Annotated in this window: 16 protein-coding genes; 8 read left to right on the top strand and 8 right to left on the bottom strand. The window is 53.9% G+C overall.

Going from position 1 to position 18,515, the window contains the following annotated elements; translation table 11 throughout:
• Positions 1–11 precede the first annotated feature (11 nt).
• Positions 12–1,439, top strand: a complete 1,428-nt coding sequence (gene patD, locus KQJ19_RS12620; RefSeq protein ID WP_016156580.1) for an aminobutyraldehyde dehydrogenase — start codon at positions 12–14, stop codon at positions 1,437–1,439.
• A gap of 177 nt (positions 1,440–1,616) precedes the next feature.
• Here patD and KQJ19_RS12615 read toward each other — a convergent pair whose 3' ends face one another.
• On the bottom strand, positions 1,617–2,744 hold the full coding sequence (locus tag KQJ19_RS12615) for a multidrug effflux MFS transporter (protein ID WP_216403717.1): 1,128 nt from the start codon (positions 2,742–2,744) through the stop codon (positions 1,617–1,619).
• 101 nt (positions 2,745–2,845) lie between these two features.
• Between KQJ19_RS12615 and KQJ19_RS12610 the strand changes: the two genes are divergently transcribed.
• Complete coding sequence (locus KQJ19_RS12610) at positions 2,846–3,625, top strand: helix-turn-helix transcriptional regulator (protein ID WP_216403716.1); 780 nt, start codon at positions 2,846–2,848, stop codon at positions 3,623–3,625.
• A gap of 119 nt (positions 3,626–3,744) precedes the next feature.
• Here KQJ19_RS12610 and yncL read toward each other — a convergent pair whose 3' ends face one another.
• On the bottom strand, positions 3,745–3,840 hold the full coding sequence (gene yncL, locus KQJ19_RS12605; RefSeq protein WP_071524268.1) for a stress response membrane protein YncL: 96 nt from the start codon (positions 3,838–3,840) through the stop codon (positions 3,745–3,747).
• A gap of 192 nt (positions 3,841–4,032) precedes the next feature.
• On the opposite strand from yncL, the gene KQJ19_RS12600 reads away from it, so the two are divergent.
• The gene (locus tag KQJ19_RS12600; protein WP_016153148.1) at positions 4,033–4,206 is read left to right on the top strand and encodes a GhoT/OrtT family toxin; all 174 of its coding nucleotides are present in this window, start codon (positions 4,033–4,035) and stop codon (positions 4,204–4,206) included.
• 19 nt (positions 4,207–4,225) lie between these two features.
• On the opposite strand, the gene KQJ19_RS12595 is transcribed toward KQJ19_RS12600, so the two are convergent.
• From KQJ19_RS12595 to KQJ19_RS12585, 3 genes are read right to left on the bottom strand one after another with little or no spacing between them, the layout of a single operon-like run.
• Positions 4,226–6,385: a virulence factor SrfC family protein gene (locus KQJ19_RS12595; RefSeq protein WP_151222649.1), complete on the bottom strand. Its 2,160-nt coding sequence runs from the start codon at positions 6,383–6,385 to the stop codon at positions 4,226–4,228.
• Positions 6,382–9,363 (bottom strand): virulence factor SrfB, encoded by a 2,982-nt coding sequence (locus KQJ19_RS12590; RefSeq protein ID WP_047499137.1) that lies wholly within the window; start codon positions 9,361–9,363, stop codon positions 6,382–6,384. The genes KQJ19_RS12595 and KQJ19_RS12590 overlap by 4 nt, the downstream gene beginning before the upstream one ends.
• A gap of 4 nt (positions 9,364–9,367) precedes the next feature.
• Positions 9,368–10,675 (bottom strand): SrfA family protein, encoded by a 1,308-nt coding sequence (locus KQJ19_RS12585; RefSeq protein ID WP_216403715.1) that lies wholly within the window; start codon positions 10,673–10,675, stop codon positions 9,368–9,370.
• Positions 10,676–10,957: 282 nt separating this feature from the next.
• Between KQJ19_RS12585 and KQJ19_RS12580 the strand changes: the two genes are divergently transcribed.
• Positions 10,958–12,556 carry an ABC transporter substrate-binding protein gene (locus tag KQJ19_RS12580; protein ID WP_016156573.1) on the top strand — a complete coding sequence of 533 codons (1,599 nt, stop codon included), beginning with the start codon at positions 10,958–10,960 and terminating at the stop codon, positions 12,554–12,556.
• Positions 12,557–12,573: 17 nt separating this feature from the next.
• Positions 12,574–12,807 carry a YdcY family protein gene (locus KQJ19_RS12575; RefSeq protein ID WP_016153143.1) on the top strand — a complete coding sequence of 78 codons (234 nt, stop codon included), beginning with the start codon at positions 12,574–12,576 and terminating at the stop codon, positions 12,805–12,807.
• A gap of 66 nt (positions 12,808–12,873) precedes the next feature.
• Here KQJ19_RS12575 and KQJ19_RS12570 read toward each other — a convergent pair whose 3' ends face one another.
• Positions 12,874–13,323 carry a DMT family transporter gene (locus KQJ19_RS12570; RefSeq protein ID WP_016156572.1) on the bottom strand — a complete coding sequence of 150 codons (450 nt, stop codon included), beginning with the start codon at positions 13,321–13,323 and terminating at the stop codon, positions 12,874–12,876.
• A complete protein-coding gene (mddA, locus tag KQJ19_RS12565; protein WP_153690358.1) occupies positions 13,320–13,838 on the bottom strand; it encodes an L-methionine sulfoximine/L-methionine sulfone acetyltransferase in 519 nt (172 codons plus the stop codon). Before mddA ends, KQJ19_RS12570 begins: the two co-directional genes overlap by 4 nt.
• A 37-nt stretch (positions 13,839–13,875) precedes the next feature.
• Here mddA and KQJ19_RS12560 point away from each other — a divergent pair, with 37 nt between their 5' ends.
• Together KQJ19_RS12560 and KQJ19_RS12555 are read left to right on the top strand one after the other, a co-directional pair.
• Positions 13,876–14,451, top strand: a complete 576-nt coding sequence (locus KQJ19_RS12560) for an XRE family transcriptional regulator (RefSeq protein WP_046275593.1) — start codon at positions 13,876–13,878, stop codon at positions 14,449–14,451.
• 58 nt (positions 14,452–14,509) lie between these two features.
• Positions 14,510–15,547, top strand: a complete 1,038-nt coding sequence (locus KQJ19_RS12555; RefSeq protein WP_216403714.1) for an NADP-dependent oxidoreductase — start codon at positions 14,510–14,512, stop codon at positions 15,545–15,547.
• Positions 15,548–15,577: 30 nt separating this feature from the next.
• On the opposite strand, the gene pqqU is transcribed toward KQJ19_RS12555, so the two are convergent.
• Positions 15,578–17,698: a TonB-dependent receptor PqqU gene (pqqU, locus tag KQJ19_RS12550; RefSeq protein ID WP_216403713.1), complete on the bottom strand. Its 2,121-nt coding sequence runs from the start codon at positions 17,696–17,698 to the stop codon at positions 15,578–15,580.
• Positions 17,699–17,958: 260 nt separating this feature from the next.
• Here pqqU and KQJ19_RS12545 point away from each other — a divergent pair.
• Positions 17,959–18,515, top strand: a 557-nt coding sequence (locus tag KQJ19_RS12545; RefSeq protein WP_216403712.1) for a YncE family protein, incomplete at its 3' end; no start/stop codon positions are given.

Raw genomic sequence — 18,515 nt, 5'->3', positions numbered from 1 at the left:
GGGAAATTGCTATGCAACATCAATTACTGATTAATGGCGAGCTGGTCAACGGTGAAGGTGAAAAGCAGCCAGTCTATAACCCTGCCACTGGAGAACGCATTCTGGAGATTGCCGAGGCGTCAGCCGGGCAGGTTGATGCGGCGGTACGTGCAGCAGACAGCGCATTTGCCACCTGGGGACAAACCACACCGAAAGTCCGTTCCGAACTGCTGCTGAAACTGGCGGATGCTATCGCCGATAACGCGCAAACCTTCGCTGAGCTGGAATCGCTTAACTGTGGTAAGCCGCTGCACTGTGTCCTTAACGATGAAATTCCGGCAATCGTCGACGTTTTCCGCTTCTTCGCCGGGGCAGCTCGTACTCTACAAGGGCAGGCGGCCGGAGAGTATCTGGAAGGGCATACGTCGATGATTCGTCGGGATCCGCTGGGCGTGGTGGCCTCTATCGCGCCGTGGAACTACCCGCTGATGATGGCGGCGTGGAAGCTGGCACCGGCGCTGGCGGCGGGTAACTGTGTGGTGATTAAACCGTCAGAAATCACCCCGCTAACGGCTCTTAAACTGGCTGAATTTGCCAAAGATATTTATCCGCCTGGCGTTATCAACGTGCTGTTTGGCCGTGGCAAAACGGTGGGTGACCCGCTGACCGGTCATGAAAAAGTCCGGATGGTTTCCCTGACCGGCTCCATTGCTACCGGTGAACACATTATCCAGCACACCGCGCCTTCGATTAAGCGCACACATATGGAGCTGGGCGGCAAAGCCCCGGTCATCATTTTTGATGATGCCGATCTGGATGCGGTGGTGAGCGGCGTGCGAACCTTTGGGTATTACAACGCCGGGCAAGACTGTACCGCCGCTTGTCGAATCTATGCCCAGAAAGGCATTTATGACGCGTTGGTTGAGAAACTTGGTGCCGCGGTTGCCAGTCTGAAAATCGGTGCACCGAATGACGAATCGACTGAGCTGGGGCCGGTAAGCTCGCAGGCGCACCTCGATCGCGTGACTAAAGCGGTCGATGAAGCCAAAGCACTGGGGCATATCAAAGTCATCACCGGTGGTAAAAAAGTGGACGGCGCAGGCTACTATTTTGCTCCGACGCTGCTGGCCGGGGCGAAGCAGGAAGATGCTATCGTGCAGCGGGAAGTTTTCGGTCCGGTGGTCAGCGTCACCGTATTTGAGGATGAAGATCAGGTGCTGGCGTGGGCAAACGATTCGAAATACGGCCTGGCATCCTCAGTCTGGACTCGGGATGTGGGGCGCGCGCATCGATTTAGCGCTCGCCTGCAGTATGGTTGCACCTGGGTCAATACCCACTTCACGCTGGTCAGCGAGATGCCGCACGGCGGACAAAAACAGTCTGGTTATGGCAAGGATATGTCGGTTTACGGGCTGGAAGATTACACGATTGTTCGCCATGTCATGATCAAGCATGAGTAATATCTGAAGCGCGAGCAATAAATGCGACACGGATAGCTAAATACTGGCAAACGTGTGTCTATATTATTCGCGCCACTGGCCTCGTCGCCATCGGACGGCGGTAAGTTGGAAATATCCGCGAGGTCAGGCTAATTGATACAACAAAGCCCCGGCTTATTAATGTCAGGGCTTTGTGGGTTATCCGCGGCGCAAGCTGCAAATCCAGGCAAGTAGCGCACAGATGCTCAGAACCAGCCCCAGTTGTTGCACCATGCCTGCCACCCCCAGCATCATTCCCAGCAACAGGTAATAGCTTAATCCGAATAATGCACCGGCGGCCCCGGCCTGTTCACGATAGTGGCGTAGGGCCTGACTCAGCACATTGGGGATCGCGATGCCATAAGCAATCACCGCGCCGAAAACCGGTATCAGAATCCACGCGGAGTGCTGTAACCACCACGCGGCGAGGCCTGACAATGCTGCCAGCGCACAGGCATAACGTACCCTCTGTTCCGATGTCAGGTCTGTCGTCAATAATCTCCGGTTCAGCAGGCTGCCCGACAGCGAAGCAAACGCAAGTAGTCCCCCCGTCCAGCCAAAGGCTCTGGAACTCCATCCCAATTGCCCGAAAAGGAACGGAGCCAGGCTGTAATAGCTAAACAGCATGGTATTCAGCAGCGCAACCAGCATGGTATTTTTCCACAGCTCGCGGTCACGCATCATGCGGGAGAGCAGTGCAGCAAGGTTGGGTTTGAGCGTATTTTCGGGCCGGGTTTCTGGCAGCATGGTCGCAGTCAGTAGCAGCAGTAGCAGCGCCAGCAGCACAAGGGCAATAAATACACCGGTATGACCATACAGGCTAACCAACCAACCTCCGCTTAGCAGGCCGAAAACGGGACTCAATGCCAGCGCAGCGCCCATCACGGAAAAGACGCGGGATAGTGCAGTTGATTCATATGTGTCCCGTAACATGGTCTGTACCACCACTGACCCGGCAGCCGCGCCGATGGCTGAGATCATCCGCGCCAGCAGCAAAACGCTGAAGTCAGTGGCAACCACGGCCAGGGCACAACCTGACCCATAGCAGATAAGTCCTGCCAGCATCGCCCAACGTCGACCGATGCAGTCGCTCAGCCAACCCCACATCGCCACGCCGATGGCGAAGGCAATAAAATAAACGGAGAGTGTTTGCGCCGCGCGTTCACTGCTTACGTGATAAGACGTGGCGATTCCTGGCAATGCCGGGCTATAAATGGTTTCCACCAGTTGCGGAAACATAATGAGCAAAGTAAGAAGCCACAGCGGCGGGCGGCGAAGGGTGTTCATAGCAATATCCAGAGAGACAGAAAACTGGCGGGCATTATTGCTGAAAGGGAGGTGTCGCATTACCATTATCAAGACTTTAAATATCAAATATCGGACAGATAATGGAAATTGCCCCGGATGATGATTTCGATGCGGATAGCTTTGATAAACCGGTAATCGGGATTGCCTCCGAGATGGGCGTACACGATTCCGGCCGGCATAGCCATCTTCGTCATCAGCTACTTTTTTCGGCAGCGGGAAGCATTACGATTGAGCTGGAGCATGCCCTGTGTCTGCTACCGCCACGGCGCGCGGTCTGGATCCCGGCTGGTACGGTACATCGCGCCATAATGCGCGGGGTGATGGCTTATCGTTCGTTGTATTTTTCAACTACATTGCCGTTATCTAAGTTACCGCTGCAGATAGTCGACGTTAATCCTCTCTTTTTTGAAGTAATAGAACGTATGGCTTTCTGGCCATGGGAAATGCCTGCCGCGCAGCAGGCCAGTCTTATCACCGTTTTCTGTGAGGAAATGCGGGCCGCCCACAGTGAAAACTGGACATTGCAGTTTCCCTCAGATCCACGGCTGAACGTGTGGCTTGAAGGAGTACGTATGGGCGAGTTGCCACCACGACTAAATCAATTATCCCAACGGGTTGGGGCATGCGAGAGGACGATCAGTCGAATATTTACCAGGGATACCGGGATGAATTATCAGAGCTGGCGGCAGCAATTTAGACTATTAAAAGCCATGGAGATGCTGGCTGACGGGGGGCAGATCAGCCAGGTGGCGCAATATCTGGAATTTGTCAGTGACAGTGCTTTTATCGCTTTTTTCCATCAGCATACCGGCACAACACCGAGCCGTTATGCGGGCAATATAATGCTGCAGAAGGATTAGGGGGATTACATACTAAGGATAATTTACCGGGTGGCAGGAGAGTGGGAAAATCGTGTACTAATGGCAGAGAGAAGAGCCTCTCTGCCAGCAGACGCTGCAATTAATCAAGAAGAACGACATCAAGCAAACCAGCCAAACCTTGCGGAAATCAGACTGAAAAGTCCTACAGCAGCAAATATATTTATCAGCACCACAGTTTTACTGGAAACATTCATTTGTGCCACCTTTCGTTTTAACCCTTATGGGTATAGTACGGGTTATAACTATCCGCAATAGTACGGATTCTGAACATAATGAAAACGGCTTGTTTTACCGGCGTTTCTCTTAAAATAATTAATAAAACTTGATGTGGGTCATGAAAAAGAGCATATTGCGCGCGATTTTACCTTTCGGCCCGGATGCCTGACATGTCTCTGTACCAAAAAATGTTGGTTTTTTATGCGGTGATGGCCGCTATCACGGCAATCATCACCTGGTTTCTTTCCCGCGATAAAAAGCGGATTCGTTTTCTCAGCGCGGTATTAGTCGGGGCGACCTGGCCGATGAGTTTTCCCGTCGCGTTAATGTTTTCTCTCTTCTGATGACGGCGTAAACGCCGTTTCAGGAGGAAAGCAGGGCATCTAATCGTTTTTTGTCGGCTGCGCAAACATCCTGCGGATGCTGATATCCCACGTTTTCATTGGCGCGGGTATACAAAGCGACCAGCCAGTCGTAAACGTAACGGCTTGCGCCATGCGAAGGTTGTTCATCCAGTTTCGTCAACCGTAACATCGGCTGTTGCGCCGGGGCACTAAAAATAGCCGATCCTTTTTGGATCCTGCTGGCCGGACGCTGTTCCTCTGCCACGCTGGCAAATCCAAGCCAGGTAATAAAATCCCCAATATCGGCGTGAAGCTGCGCGGCGCAGACGTTTTCTCGCTGCATAATGCGCTGTAAGCGTTGCGGCATTTCCAGCCGATAGCTGGTGGTGACGAGGATATCGGCAACCTGCCTTAGCGTACGCGGCTCGAGACGTAAACGGCGCGCATTATTTTCATCGCGACACCACTGGCGCACGTGGTTAACCCACATTTTGTGCGCCTGATACCCGGTCTCTTTGCTTTCCGGCGAGTGCGGTGTGTCACGCACCTCGGCAAACAGGTCAATCTCTTCATTAAATAATCCGCTCACCTGTTCCTCGCGCGGCTGCTGAACACGCAGCAGCGACTCAAAGAGGCGCATCGGCGGGAGCAAACCGTCCAGGAGTTCGCCATGCTTTGCCGCCTGGGCCTGGAGCTGGCGGATCACCGACTCATTGCTACCCGATTCGGTTTCAACGGGGTTAATCCAGCCGATCAGGGTTTCGCGTACACGCTGCTGGTGCTGCTCACGCAGGGAGGTCAATCTCGCCTGGCGTTGCTGGGGTGAGGTTGCCTGAGTCAGCCATTCGACGAGGCGTTGTAAGCTGTGTTTATCCAGCGCCTGCAGCGTGCCCCAGTGCAGTCCGGGCTTGCCCATTAATTGCTGCACAGATTCATCAAGATTTTGCTGAGTGCTAAACCGCGCATCCTGCGGAGTAATGGCCCAGACCACTCCCGGCAATGCGGCGTCATGTACGGGCTGAGTGTCGTTAACCCAGCCCAGTAGTTTGCGGGTGATGGCGGGCGTCTGGGAGCGGGTAGATACCGCATTACAGATTAAAAGTACATCCGGTTGCAGATGCTGGCGATAATGTTCCAGCATCCAGCCTAATTTGGCCTGCCACAATGGATGGGGATGAACATCCGGGGCGAGGGGAATATCCAGCAGATCGACATTCTCCAGTACCGCGTCTTCAACCGTCAGGACCAGCTCGCGCGTGAGCAGCGCCAGCGAAGCCTGAGAAAGGCTGACCGCATTGAGCAACTGATCATTTTCTATTGGATGAACCACCACATCGCTTTGCGCCTCATTCCCGTTCAATGCTACCTGAGTCAGGAAACTCTCGGCAGGTAAACCAAAATGGTCAACCAGCAGGCTCAGCGGAGCCGCGAGTTCTTGCGCGCTCCCGGTTTGTTGCAGCGTATGCGCCAGCGCCAACCACTGTTGCGTCAACTCTGGTTGTTCTCCCCACAGTAACGCCCAGGCGTTTGCCCGGGTAGTCAGATCCAGAGCGGGTAGCAGCGTGGCAAACTGATGCCATAGCGCGTCGTCAAATTGCTGTTGTCTGGCCGGTACGCAGGCGCGCCAGAAACGACCAATTGCCGCGACATCATGCGCGGTAATGCCCGGCACCGGATGACGCTGGCGCAACGTTTGCCATTTTTCCAGGCGCGCCTCAATAATCGATTTCTCGACCTGGCGGTTGTCCGCAAGCGCACAGAACTGGGTAATAAATAGCTGTACCAGTTCGGCTTCACTGAGTAGCCGCAGGCGCAACGGCCATTCACCATCGAGCGGATTTTCATCACGCGTAAAGCGGATCGCCATATTGGTTGGCGCATGACCAGGATTAATATGTGAAAAGTAATCAAAGCTGCGATCCGGGGTAACGATATTCACTTTGCCATTGGCGTTGCTGCACAATGCTGTGAGCAGGTGCGCTTTTGCCGATTGCGAATGTCCGTAAAGCCCAACGCATCCTCGCGATGAAAAGGTCGTCTTCAACGCAGATTCATTAACGGCGGCCAGGGTGAGCTGCGCCAACAGGGCATCCGCTTCATCATCAAGACGCGCCGCACGCTGGCGGGTATCAGTTACCCACTCGATGGCGGCCTGCGCGGTGTTTAACATCTTACTCATTTCAGGTACACGCTCCCGCTATCAATCCAGTAATGGCTCCCGCTATGGCGTCGGTCTGCCAGCGTATTCAGTTTTAACGTTAAGGCATTGGCGGCAACGGGAGTGCCATCCTGTAACCACGCATCGCTCAGTACGAAGAACTCCGGGCCGCTTTCTTTGCTACCACCGCGTAGCTGCAGCCGTACATTCAACACGCCATCTCCGGCGATGGTTTTTGCCAGTTCGGCAGAATTTATGCTGAGCGTATACAGCGGTGTGGCAGGCCAACGGCTGTTGGCCAGTTGACGGAAACCTAACGTAACGTTGCCGCGCAATGGGAAGTGCAGGCGGGCATCCAGCTTCGCGCCGGGCTTATCCAGATCGATATCGTGATACCAGATGTTCTCATCGCGCAGCGTATTGACCGTATTATCCAACACGCCGAGATAACGTACGGTCGAGTAAGCGCCGATATCGGCAGCTTTAAAGTTGAAACGCGGCAAGCGTAGATCCAGCGCCAGGCTACACAACATGGCACCAACTGCTGCAGTGGATTTGGGGTTACCAATCCGCCCTTGTTGGCTGAACGGATACCACTCATGTACGCGGTAGTTATCCATCCAGATCATACGATTAACCGGAACGGGCTGCAGATGGCGGATCAACGCCTGTACGCCCGGTAAACAGGCGGGTCTGCCGGTCACTAATAAAATATCGCAGCGATAGTGTGAAATGGCCTCACAGACCGCGTGCAGTGGGGAGGTCAGGGTAAACTGGCCCGCCAGTAACGCTTCTTGTAACTGCCTGAACTGCACCTGTAACGGCACGCTCAACACATCAAACGCTGGCGATCCCGCAGGTAACGCATGATCGATAGCCTGCTGGATGTAATTCAGTACGTTGCGCGTTGGTTGCTGGCTCAGGAGTTCGCCAAAGGTGGCATGCAGACCCGCTACCGGATCGTTAATATCACTTTGTTCCCAGGCTGAAAGTACCGCATGACCGAGCGGCATAAAGAGTTGTAACGCCGTTTGTTGACGCAAAATCGCCTGGGTGTCGATGCGCCCGGAATCGCCAAATAGCGTAGCCAGCAATGCGGCGGCGTCGGTCACGCCAGCCTGTTGCAGACGGGTTTGCAGCGCAGGCAACACGCAACGCTGAATCACGTCCAGCAGCATGTCATCGCCCGCAACCTTAAAGCCTTCACGGAACAGCAGGTGCGGGGTAATTTTGACGTTTGTACCCACGCCGTCATCAAGCTGGTAATGGACGACGGCCATATCCGTTGTCCCGCCGCCAATGTCGATCGATGCCACGCGCAGCGCACGACCTTTAGTCTCACCAGGCTCCGGCAGACGGTCCGGGCGGGCAAGGGCGTTAAAGAACGACTCGGTGTGACCATCGTAGTGAGAGATAGCTTCGTTATACAGCCACACCAGTTGCCCGCAGCTGGCCTCATCCCATTCCATCTGGATCTCAGGTACGGGAACCACGCTCTTTTCCTGCTGTTTACGGGTGGTGAAGTCTTCATCCTGCGGGTGCCAGCCCATTGCTTTCCAGACCAACGCAATAGCTTCAAACATGCGCAGGCGGAAAATCTCACGCTCCTGTTTGGGCATCGCCGACGGCAGGGTCAGGATCAGCGTACGCAACTGACGAGGAGATGCCGGGAATCCGAGGCGCAAACGCGTCGCCACGCTGTTAATTTGCCCCAGCGCCTGGGCCAGTATTTCGCACAACATATGCGTCATCAGCGTACTGCGGCTGTATTGCGGTGAGAATACCGGCAGACGATCATCCTGCGGCAGGCTGAACAGCGGTTGCCCGTCATCGTTCATCAGGTTCATTAGCGGGAAGGCGGTAGCCAGTGGTTCGCGCTGGGTTTTGCCATTCATCTGGCTAAAGCGCCAGTCATGCAACACCGGCGTTTCGTCCCACAGATAACGGCGCGGGCTGGAGATCCCACTGCTGCCTTCAGTGCCCATGCGCTGCATCGCCAGCTTTCGGGCTTCATCGCCAACGCGGACAATCGACGGCCAGATAAAGGCATCATCACGACCGCTCTCCACGGAAAAGTGCTGCTTACCAAAACGCGCTTCGGAAAACTCCAGTCGGCTGGTGAACAACGGATCGTTGAGAAACTGTGGCTCGCTTAACGAACGCACCTGCAATTCGGCTGTCTGGCGCAGTCCGTCATTGGCATCCCCGTGATCTTCAATCAGGACGCCACAGGTATGGGTGTTACCGATATCCAGGATAAGATCAACGGGAATGGCGGGCGTGCTGAGGGTATGCGTGACCAGTTTCACTTCCGGGACGGAAAGCTGCTCGCCTAACAGGGTCAGCACATTCAGCCAGTGCGCCTGATATTCAAAGTTACGCAGCGCCTGCTGGATCTCTTGTTCTGAGCGGTTCTCAAGCTGTGTGACATGATGCATAAAGGATTCGCGCAACCAGCCGTCAATCCAGGTCTGGTCGAGGAAATCGGCAATTTCGTTGTCATGCCAGGCCAGCGCAAATCGCGTACCGTTCAGCAGGTCATTTTCGTTGGGGGTTAACGCCGCAGGGGCATTTTCAGTGAGCTGGCTGTCCAGCGCCACGGTGACGCGGTGGGTGTTGCCCGCGCTGTCAGGTTGCGCCAGCTTTCGCACCTGTACGCGCGCCCAGTTATCCGGGCCTTCAACGAACGTACGCGGCGGATTAAAGCGCAGGAACGGCAGCGGCAGCCAGACACCGTCGAGCACGTCCAGCGAATAATGCAGCTTCTGGGTGCTTTCCGGCTTCACCACTTCGGGCTGACCGCCGGTGCTGCCTGGTAAGGTATAACGTCCGGTTGTCAGATCGAAATCCAGCCGCAGCAGGGGACCGTTTGCCGTTTTGCGCACAAAGCGGCCATGGTGCGCAGATTCCTGCGGCGTCAGGCCAAAATCCAGAAATTGCACACCGCTATTGGCGATGAGCGTCACGCTCTGTTTGTAGTCACACAGATTCACCAACATAAAATCAGGCACCTATCTTTTTGATCGTCAGAGGGATTTCCGCGTGATCGTCATAACGTGCGGTACAGGCGGCGACGTCATTGGTTCCCGCTTTGCAGGTAATTTCCGGCATCGGATAACGTGACCCGTCCGTACAACGGGCATTCCCGCGACTCTTAATCATTAATTCACCTGACTGATGCAAACCGGAGAAAATCTCGGCACGACAAACAATATTGTCGCCATGAACCACGCGCGCAGTGCCTTTATTGGCCTGGATCTGATAGCGCAGCGACGGCGCTTTACCGCTAACCGGATCTTTAACATCAACCATTACGCGCCAGTTACCGTTGAGAAAACGCGTCGTTCCTGCCTTCATTTGGTTGGCATCCATCACCAGCGCATCTTTTGGAATCGCGGCGATCACGACCGGTCCCTCGACAGGTTTTTCTTTTTTGGCGACCGGAACCACTTCAGCCCGATGCAGCGGCAGTGCAGATGTCAGTTCTGGCAGCGGTGCTATATCTGACTTAGCGACGTCTGCAGGGGGAACAGCGGGTACGGGCGGGGTGGGCTGTTGCTTCCACAGCAGCGGCCCAACCATGGCTGCAATGATCACCGCGGCAACGGGCAGGCTCCACAACGGCAGGCGGCGTGCGGGTTTCTTCTGTGCGAGCGGCGGCGAGACTTCAGGTTCGTTAACAACGACCGGGGGTTGTGGTTCAGGTTCAGCCGGTTTAGCTAGCTCAACCACTGGAGTCAGCAAAGGCGCCTCGGCCTCGGCGAAGGTGATTTGGGCAGTGATTTCCTCTTCCGGCTCAGGCTCTGCTACGGTGACGACCGGAGGAATATCGGCAAGGCGCAGGCAATCGAGCACATCGTCGCGAGGATTTTCATTCAGATTGACGAAACCCCAGAACGTAATAACGGGTTTACCTTCAACCAGAAACACGTGATTCTCACCAGGAAACTGGATGGCTTTTTCCAGCAGTGAGCCAAACAGTTGCAGGGAGGTTTTACCCGATTGCAGACTTTTACGGCTCAGCGCCGCCGCATTTTCCAGCGTGCTCCCCAGATAGCGCAGCGCACGAAAACGGGCCTCTTCATCAGCGGCTTTCCATGCAACGGCTTTCCCTTCAATCGGCGAATACCAGTCAACGCGATCGCCGTTGTCATTAATCTGTGGGATCGCCAGACAATCCACCATCGCCTGCTGTTTACGCAGGCGAAGCGTTTCACGAATTTGCAATGCTGAATCAAACACGGCCTGACCACCGCCGCCCACGGCCTGATAGTCATCCAAATTGCCGCTGCGCAAGAGAGTTTTTGCCACGTTGTTACCCCTTAGACTTCTTCACGTATCTACTTTACGTTTTATAAAAACGAGCAAACGGTGGAAGAGAGGCAAAAAGGGGCGAATTTTCATGGCATAGAGTGCCGGGAAAAATCTTGACGTTTTGAAAAAGACTTAAGGGAAATTAATTCGCTTAGGGTGATGAATTATTCAGCAAAATACACCGGATTAGAATAACCTGATAGTGATTTGTTATTGGTCAGTTTTTGTCAGCTATGCTCTGATATCCCGGTTAATAATAAAATAAGAAGGCTTATAACCATGATTGCAAGGAAAACGTTACTCGCGCTGGCGCTCAGCGCCGTCTTACCATCAGGCGCGGCGTTCGCGGCCAATACTGACACTCTCATTTACTGCTCAGAAGCGTCGCCAGAGTCATTTAACCCGCAAATCGCCAGTTCCGGTCCATCGTTTGTAGCCAGCTCGCAGGTGCTCTACAACCGACTCATCAACTTTGATCCGGTAAAAAATACGCCAGTTCCGTCTCTGGCAACGGACTGGACGATTTCGCCGGACGGTAAGACCTACACTTTTACCCTGCGTCAGGGCGTGAAATTCAACAGTAATAAATTCTTCAAACCAACCCGTGACTTCAACGCTGATGACGTGGTTTTCTCGGTATTACGACAGAAAGATGCCGATCATCCGTACCACAAAATTTCTCAGGGAAGCTACGAATACTTCAACGATGTCGGTCTGGATAAACTGATTAAAGAAGTGAAGAAGGTCGATGATTATCACGTTCAGTTTATCCTTAATGAACCTAACGCCGCGTTTCTTGCCGACTGGGGAATGGATTTTGCCTCCATCCTCTCTGCGGAATATGCCGACGTGATGCTGAAAAAAGGCACTCCGGAAAACGTCGATAACTGGCCAATTGGCACCGGGCCATACGTGTTGCAGCAGTACAAACAGGATTCGCAAATCCGCTATCTCGCCAACCCGAACTACTGGGACGGCGCCGTCCCCACGAAGCACCTGATCTTCTCAATCACGCCAAACGTTCAGACCCGATTGGCGAAACTGCAAACCAATGAATGCCAGATAATTCCGGCGCCTGCGCCCGTACAGTTTGACGAGATTAAGAAGAATAAAGATTTGACACTGCATTCGGTTGAAGCGCTGAACGTCGGGTATCTGGCGTTTAATACCGAGAAAAAACCGTTTGATAACGTGCTGGTGCGTCAGGCGCTTAACTACGCGACAGACAAAAAGGCCATTATTAACGCCGTCTTTTTAGGTTCCGGTACGGTTGCAAAATCGCCAATTCCGCCGAATATGTTGGGGTTCAATAAAGATCTGCAGGATTACGCTTACGACCCGCAAAAAGCGAAAGATCTGCTGAAACAGGCGGGACTGGAAAACGGCTTTGAAGCGACGCTGTGGTCAATGCCGGTTCAGCGCCCATACAACCCGAACTCCCGACGGATTGCCGAGATGATCCAAAGCGACTGGGCGAAGGTTGGCGTGAAGGCGAAAATTGTGTCGTACGAGTGGGGCGAATATCTCTCCGGAATGCGTAAAGGTGAGCATGACACCGCGTTGTTCGGTTGGATGTCAGACAACGGCGATCCGGATAACTTCGCCGATGTACTGCTGGGCTGTGACAGCATTAAAACCGGATCTAACGCCGCGCGCTGGTGCGATAAAGAGTATAATTCGCTGGTTCAAAAGGCGAAACTGGTGAGTAAACCGGAAGAACGCGCCGCGCTTTACCAGCAGTCGCAAGAGATTTTCTACCAGCAGGCTCCGTGGATTGCGTTGGCAAACGGGAAAACGTTTTACGCGACGCGCAGCAACGTCAGCGGATACAGCGTTAGCCTGATGGGCAGCGATTTTTCAAAAGCAAAATTAAATTAATGAGTTAAGGAGAGGTTATGTCGCATCTGGATGAGGTCAGCGCACGTGTTGATGCCGCCATTGAAGAGAGCGTCATTACGCATATGAATGAATTGCTGATTGAACTCAGCGATGATGTCGTGCTGAGCCGGGAAGAACGTTACACCCAGCAACAGCGTTTGCGTACGGCTATCGCACATCATGGCCGTCAGCATAAAGAGGATATGGAAACCCGTCGCGAACAGTTGACCAAAGGCGGCACAATCCTTTAATTCGTTGTTGCCAGATGGCGAAGTAACACCTTATCCGGCTTGCATGTTCAGGCCGGATAAGCGCAATTAAAACGAACGTCTCGCCACCAGCCAGGCCCCAACGACCAGCAGCACCGCGCCGCAGACCGGTCCCACCAACGCCCGCAGCGGTACGCCATGACTGCGCAGAATATCCAGCACCAGTCCGCCGATTAACTGGCTGGCCACCAGCACTGCGATAGTGGTTGCAGCGCCCACATTTTGGTATCCACTGATGCTGGCAAAAACAAAGAACGATCCCAGCAAGCCAGGGATTAGCGTCCACCAGCGCACGCTGGAAACCAGTTCCCCAAACCCCGCCATACCTTGCTTAAACCACAGTATGCTGACAAACAGCACGATCCCGACCAGAGAGTTAAGTAACATGGCGATGAGGATCGTCGAGGACGTCTGCGTGATGCGTACCATCAAGGTATTTTGCACCACCAGACCAATACCTGCGGCAATCAGAAAGGAGAGGGTTAGCGTCTGGTTCATCTGCTGGCATCCGGTTTGCGGCGATCGTCTAACTGCAACTGCATAAAAGTCAGATCCAGCCAGCGCCCAAATTTAGTGCCAACCTGTGGCATTTGCGCGGTGGTTTTAAAACCCAGCGTGCTGTGCAGATGCAGCGACGCCTGATTCTGAGACTCAATGCCCGCAACCATCACATGCTTGCCGCACGCGCGGGCTTCTTCTATTAACCTGCTGAGCAGCGATCGTCCCAGGCCTTTACCCTGATGAGCAGGATGGACATATACCGAATGTTCAACGGTATGACGGAATCCATCAAAGTTACGCCAGTCGCCAAAGGAGGCGTACCCTGTAATCACGCCATTCTCTTCACTCACCAGCACCGGATAGCCCATCAACTGGCGGGCTTGATACCATGAGATACGGTTTTCGGCATCGACCGTTTGATCGTTCCAGATAGCCGCCGTATGCAGTACCGCGTGGTTGTAGATTTCTGCAATGGCGGCACAGTCTTCTTTGCTGGCAAATCGAATGGACATGTTGAACCTCAGGGATTGTTCACTATAGTATTACAATATGAATACTATTGAAGACAGCATAAATCAACGGATCGGTGCAAGAATTCGCATTGAGCGGGAGTCTCGCGGCTGGTCTCTGACGGAACTCGCTGAACGCGCAGGCGTGTCGCGGGCGATGATCCATAAAATAGAGCGCGGTGAGAGCAGCCCAACGGCCACGCTGCTGGGCAGGCTCTCCGGTGCCTTTGGTATCAGCATGTCTATGCTGATGGCGCGGGCCGAAATGCAGGAGGGCAAGCTGCTGCGCTTCGCTGATCAGCCTGTCTGGCACGACCCGCAAAGCCACTATCTGCGCCGCCACGTTTCACCGCGCAGCGATCTGCCTATTGATCTGGTGCAGATAGAATTGCCTGCCGGAAGCGATATCCCGATGCCAGCCTCTTCCTACGTGCAGGCAAGACAACTTATCTGGCTACAGCAGGGGGAATTAGTCTTTGTGGAAGGGGACGTGCGTCATGAAATGCGGGCTGGCGATTGCCTGGAGCTTGGCCCGCCGAATGATTGTCGGTTTATCAATGAAACCGCACACCCCTGCGTTTACCTGGTTGTGCGGTTAAATCATGTCGTCAGCTAACTGGCGGACACAGGCTGCTACTATTGATGGAATCATGCCAAAAGCAGAGGAGCACATCATGGGTCAACAGACTAATCGCAATCGCCGCTGGGTACTGGCTTCCCGCCCGCATGGCGCGCCGGTCCCGGAAAACTTCCGACTTGAAGACGATGAGGTGGCAACGCCGGGTGAAGGCCAGGTTTTACTGCGCACCATTTTTCTTTCCCTCGATCCCTACATGCGTGGACGCATGAGCGATGAGCCGTCTTACTCCCCGCCGGTAGAGATTGGCGGCGTGATGGTTGGCGGGACCGTGAGTCGCGTGGTGTCCTCCAACCATCCTGATTACCAGCCAGGCGAGTGGGTGCTGAGCTACAGCGGCTGGCAGGACTATGACATCTCCGACGGTAACGGGCTGGTGAAGCTTGGCAATAATCCCGAACATCCCTCCTGGGCGCTGGGAGTGATGGGGATGCCAGGATTTACTGCTTATATGGGGCTGCTGGATATCGGTCAGCCAAAAGCGGGGGAAACGCTGGTTGTGGCCGCCGCCACCGGCCCGGTTGGCGCAACGGTAGGGCAGATTGGTAAGCTCAAAGGCTGCCGGGTGATCGGGGTTGCAGGCGGGGCAGAGAAATGCCGACATGCCACCGAGGTCTTGGGCTTTGATGTCTGCCTCGATCACCATGCACAAGATTTTGCGCAACAGCTGGCAAAAGCCTGTCCGCAGGGGATCGATATTTACTACGAAAACGTCGGCGGTAAGGTATTTGACGCCGTTCTGCCATTGCTCAATACCTCTGCGCGCATTCCGCTGTGCGGACTGGTCAGCGGTTACAACGCCACAGCGCTTCCAGGCGGACCCGATAGATTACCTTTGCTGATGGCAACGCTGCTGAAAAAGCGAATTCGGATGCAGGGCTTTATCATTGGTCAGGATTATGGTCACCGCATTCAGGAGTTTCAGCGGGAGATGGGGCGCTGGGTTAAAGAGGGCAAAATCCATTACCGCGAACAAATCACCGACGGTCTGGAAAATGCGCCGCAGACCTTTATCGGCCTGCTGACCGGCAAAAACTTCGGTAAAGTGGTGATTCGTCTTGCAGACGATGCGTAAAACGGATGGCGGGAGTCATTCCCGCCAGTGTTACTCAAAACGCCAGGCCAGATTAATCCCTACGCCATAGTTTCGTCCTGGCGCCGGTTCGTAATATCGACCATTTGCCTCATTCACTATCACCGAACCGACGTAGGACTTATCAAACAGATTATCCACCCGACCGAACAGGTCGATCATCAGACTGCGGTAATAAAATTTATAGCCGGTATTTAAACCCACTACGGTATAGGACGGGGCTTGCGCCGTATTTTCATCATTGGCCATAATGTTGCTCATATAACGAACGTCAGTTCCCGCATACCAACCTTCATCAGGCACGTAGCCCAGCGAAGCAAATCCCATGTTTTGCGCAATGCCAGGCAGGCGGTTGCCGTTGCAGTTTTGATCGCCACAGACGTTGCTGCGGTAGGTCGCATCCAGCCAGGTCCATGCAGCTTTTACGCGCCAGCTTGCGGCAAAGCGTTGGTCCCAGGATAACTCACCTCCCTGACGGCGAGTTTTTCCAGCGTTTTTATAGGTTGTCCGCCCGCCGCTACTGCTGTCAACCACGATCTCGTCATCGGTATCGGTCTGGAATAGCGCTGCGGTAAACAGCCCATCGCCGATACGCGTTTTACTGCCGATTTCCACGGTATCGTTTGTGGAAGGCTGTAGGTCAAAATTCATCCCACTTTGGCCGTCGGAGCGGTAAGACAACTCGTTGATGGTGGGCGTTTCGAACCCACGTCCCGCGGCCAGGTAGACGTTCCAGGCATCGGTGATGGCGTATTTTAACGATCCGGCAGGTAACCACTGGTGATAGCTGGCGTCACCGCTGTCATCTCCGTTACCAGGCGTAATATAGCGATCGTTAGAGTCAAACCACACCGAACTGTAGCGAACGCCGGCATCCAGCGAGAGTTTCTGCGTTAATTGCCACTGGGTTTGCAGATAGGGATCGACATTCCACATCAGGTTACGTTCGTGACGTCGTAAGTCGCCTTTCTGACCATATTCTGGCACGCCATCATCAAGGCGAAAGTTGTTGTAGCCTTTACGGTTCTCGCTCATGTTTTCGTAATTCAGACCGGTGGTGAAGGTCACGGGTACGCCCAGCTCGCCACGGTGAGTCCAGCGGTTGTCTATCCCCTGATAATGACGTTGCAGGGTAATAACGCCTCCGGCATGAGACGGTTTTAACTGCGGGGACATCGGGATCGACTGATACTGAGTGGTTTCACGCTCCCCCGCATAGGTCATGATGCTGATATCATCCTTCGCGCTAAGCTGGCGTTCATAGCGCAATCCTGCCTGGGTCTGCTTGATGGTTTTTCGCGTGTTGTATTGCTCAGCGCGGGGAGATTGCTGCGGATTGGCCTGCCACTCCGACTCGGTAAGACCACCAGGATCGTCAGCTTTACTCTCTACGCTATTGAAAATCAGGGTTAGTTTGCTCGTATCGTCCATGCGCACGCCCAGTTTGGCATTGGCCAGATTTTTTTGTGCGCTGCTGCGATCGCGATAACCATGGGTGGTAAACCGGGTTGTTGAAACGGTGTAATCCACATCCCCTCGCTGTGTGCCATCGCCCAGTGCGCCCGTTGCTTTTAACCCGTAGCGCCAACTGCCAAAACTGCCGTAATAACTGCTGGCTTCAATGGTTGGCGGCTCATGTCCCGTTTCAGTGCTGACATTCATCACTCCACCAGACGCATTGCCATACAGAGCAGAGAAGGGGCCGCGTAAAACCTCAATATTTTGTACGCTGCTGATATCAATATTGGATGTTTGACCCTGCCCATCCGGCATGGTTGCCGGGATCCCGTCGACATACAAACGAATGCCGCGGATGCCATAAGTGGTTCGCGAACCAAATCCGCGAATCGACAACTGGAGATCCTGGGCGTAGTTCTGCCGATTTTGCACCTGTAGCCCAGGGACGCTGGTCAGGGATTCAGACAGATTAATTCGCGGCGTTGCCAGACGCATATCTTCTCCGTCAACGACGCTGACGGCGGCAGGGGTGTCCAGTTCAGAAACGGACTGTGGTGTCGCGCTAACGATCAGCGTTTGATCGTTTATCTCACTTTCTGCCACGGCATAAGGCGAGAGGAAGACAGGCAGTAAAGAAACAGGAAGTGCAGTGTAGCGGGATGCAAAAATCGTCATGAACAAGGCCAGTTAATGATGCTTACGCCGTAACACCAGCGATAAGCGCGTGAATTTTTTTATAAAAGATGAATTTTAGCGCTGCTGAATTGCGCTAGTTTTTCGGGCAATGACAACGATTGTAGTCAATATGTGAAGAAGTGCTCCACTTTGAGATGAATAATGATTACTATTCTCATTCCTAAGAAAGGCAAAACCATGATTTTGCTCATTGAAGCTATGTGAAGCAGTAACAAACGAATTTATCAAAGGGAGTCGTCATGTCTTTACGTCATCTGTTTTCGCCGCGTCTGCGTGGTTCTTTACTGTTAGGTTCACTGCTCGTTGCATCATCTTTTACTACGCAGGCTGCAGAAGAACTGCTGCGCAAAGCCGTGGGCAAAGGCGCCTATGAAATGGCGTACAGTCAGCAAGAGAACGCGCTGTGGCTGGCGACCTCGCAGAGCCGCAAACTGGATACCGGCGGGGTGGTTTACCGTCTTGACCCGGTCACCCTCGAAGTGACTCAGGTTATTCATAACGATCTCAAACCGTTTGGCGCCACCATCAACAACGCCACGCAAACGCTGTGGTTCGGCAACACGGTAAACAGCGCGGTGACGGCAATGGATGCCAAAACGGGCGCGGTGAAAGGACGTCTGGTGCTGGATGCGCGTAAGCGTTCTGAAGACGTTCGCCCACTGCAGCCGCGTGAGCTGGTCGCCGATGACGCCACCAACACGGTATACATTAGCGGTATTGGTAAAGAGAGCGTGATTTGGGTGGTGGACGGTGATGCCATTACATTGAAGGACACCATTCAAAATACCGGCAAAAT

The sequence above is a fragment of the Citrobacter sp. S46_ASV_140 genome, assembly GCF_018919545.1.
Taxonomy (GTDB): Bacteria; Pseudomonadota; Gammaproteobacteria; order Enterobacterales; family Enterobacteriaceae; genus Citrobacter; species Citrobacter braakii.
The sequence above is the reverse complement of the archived record's forward strand: the minus strand, read 5'-3'. Positions and strand labels throughout refer to the sequence as shown.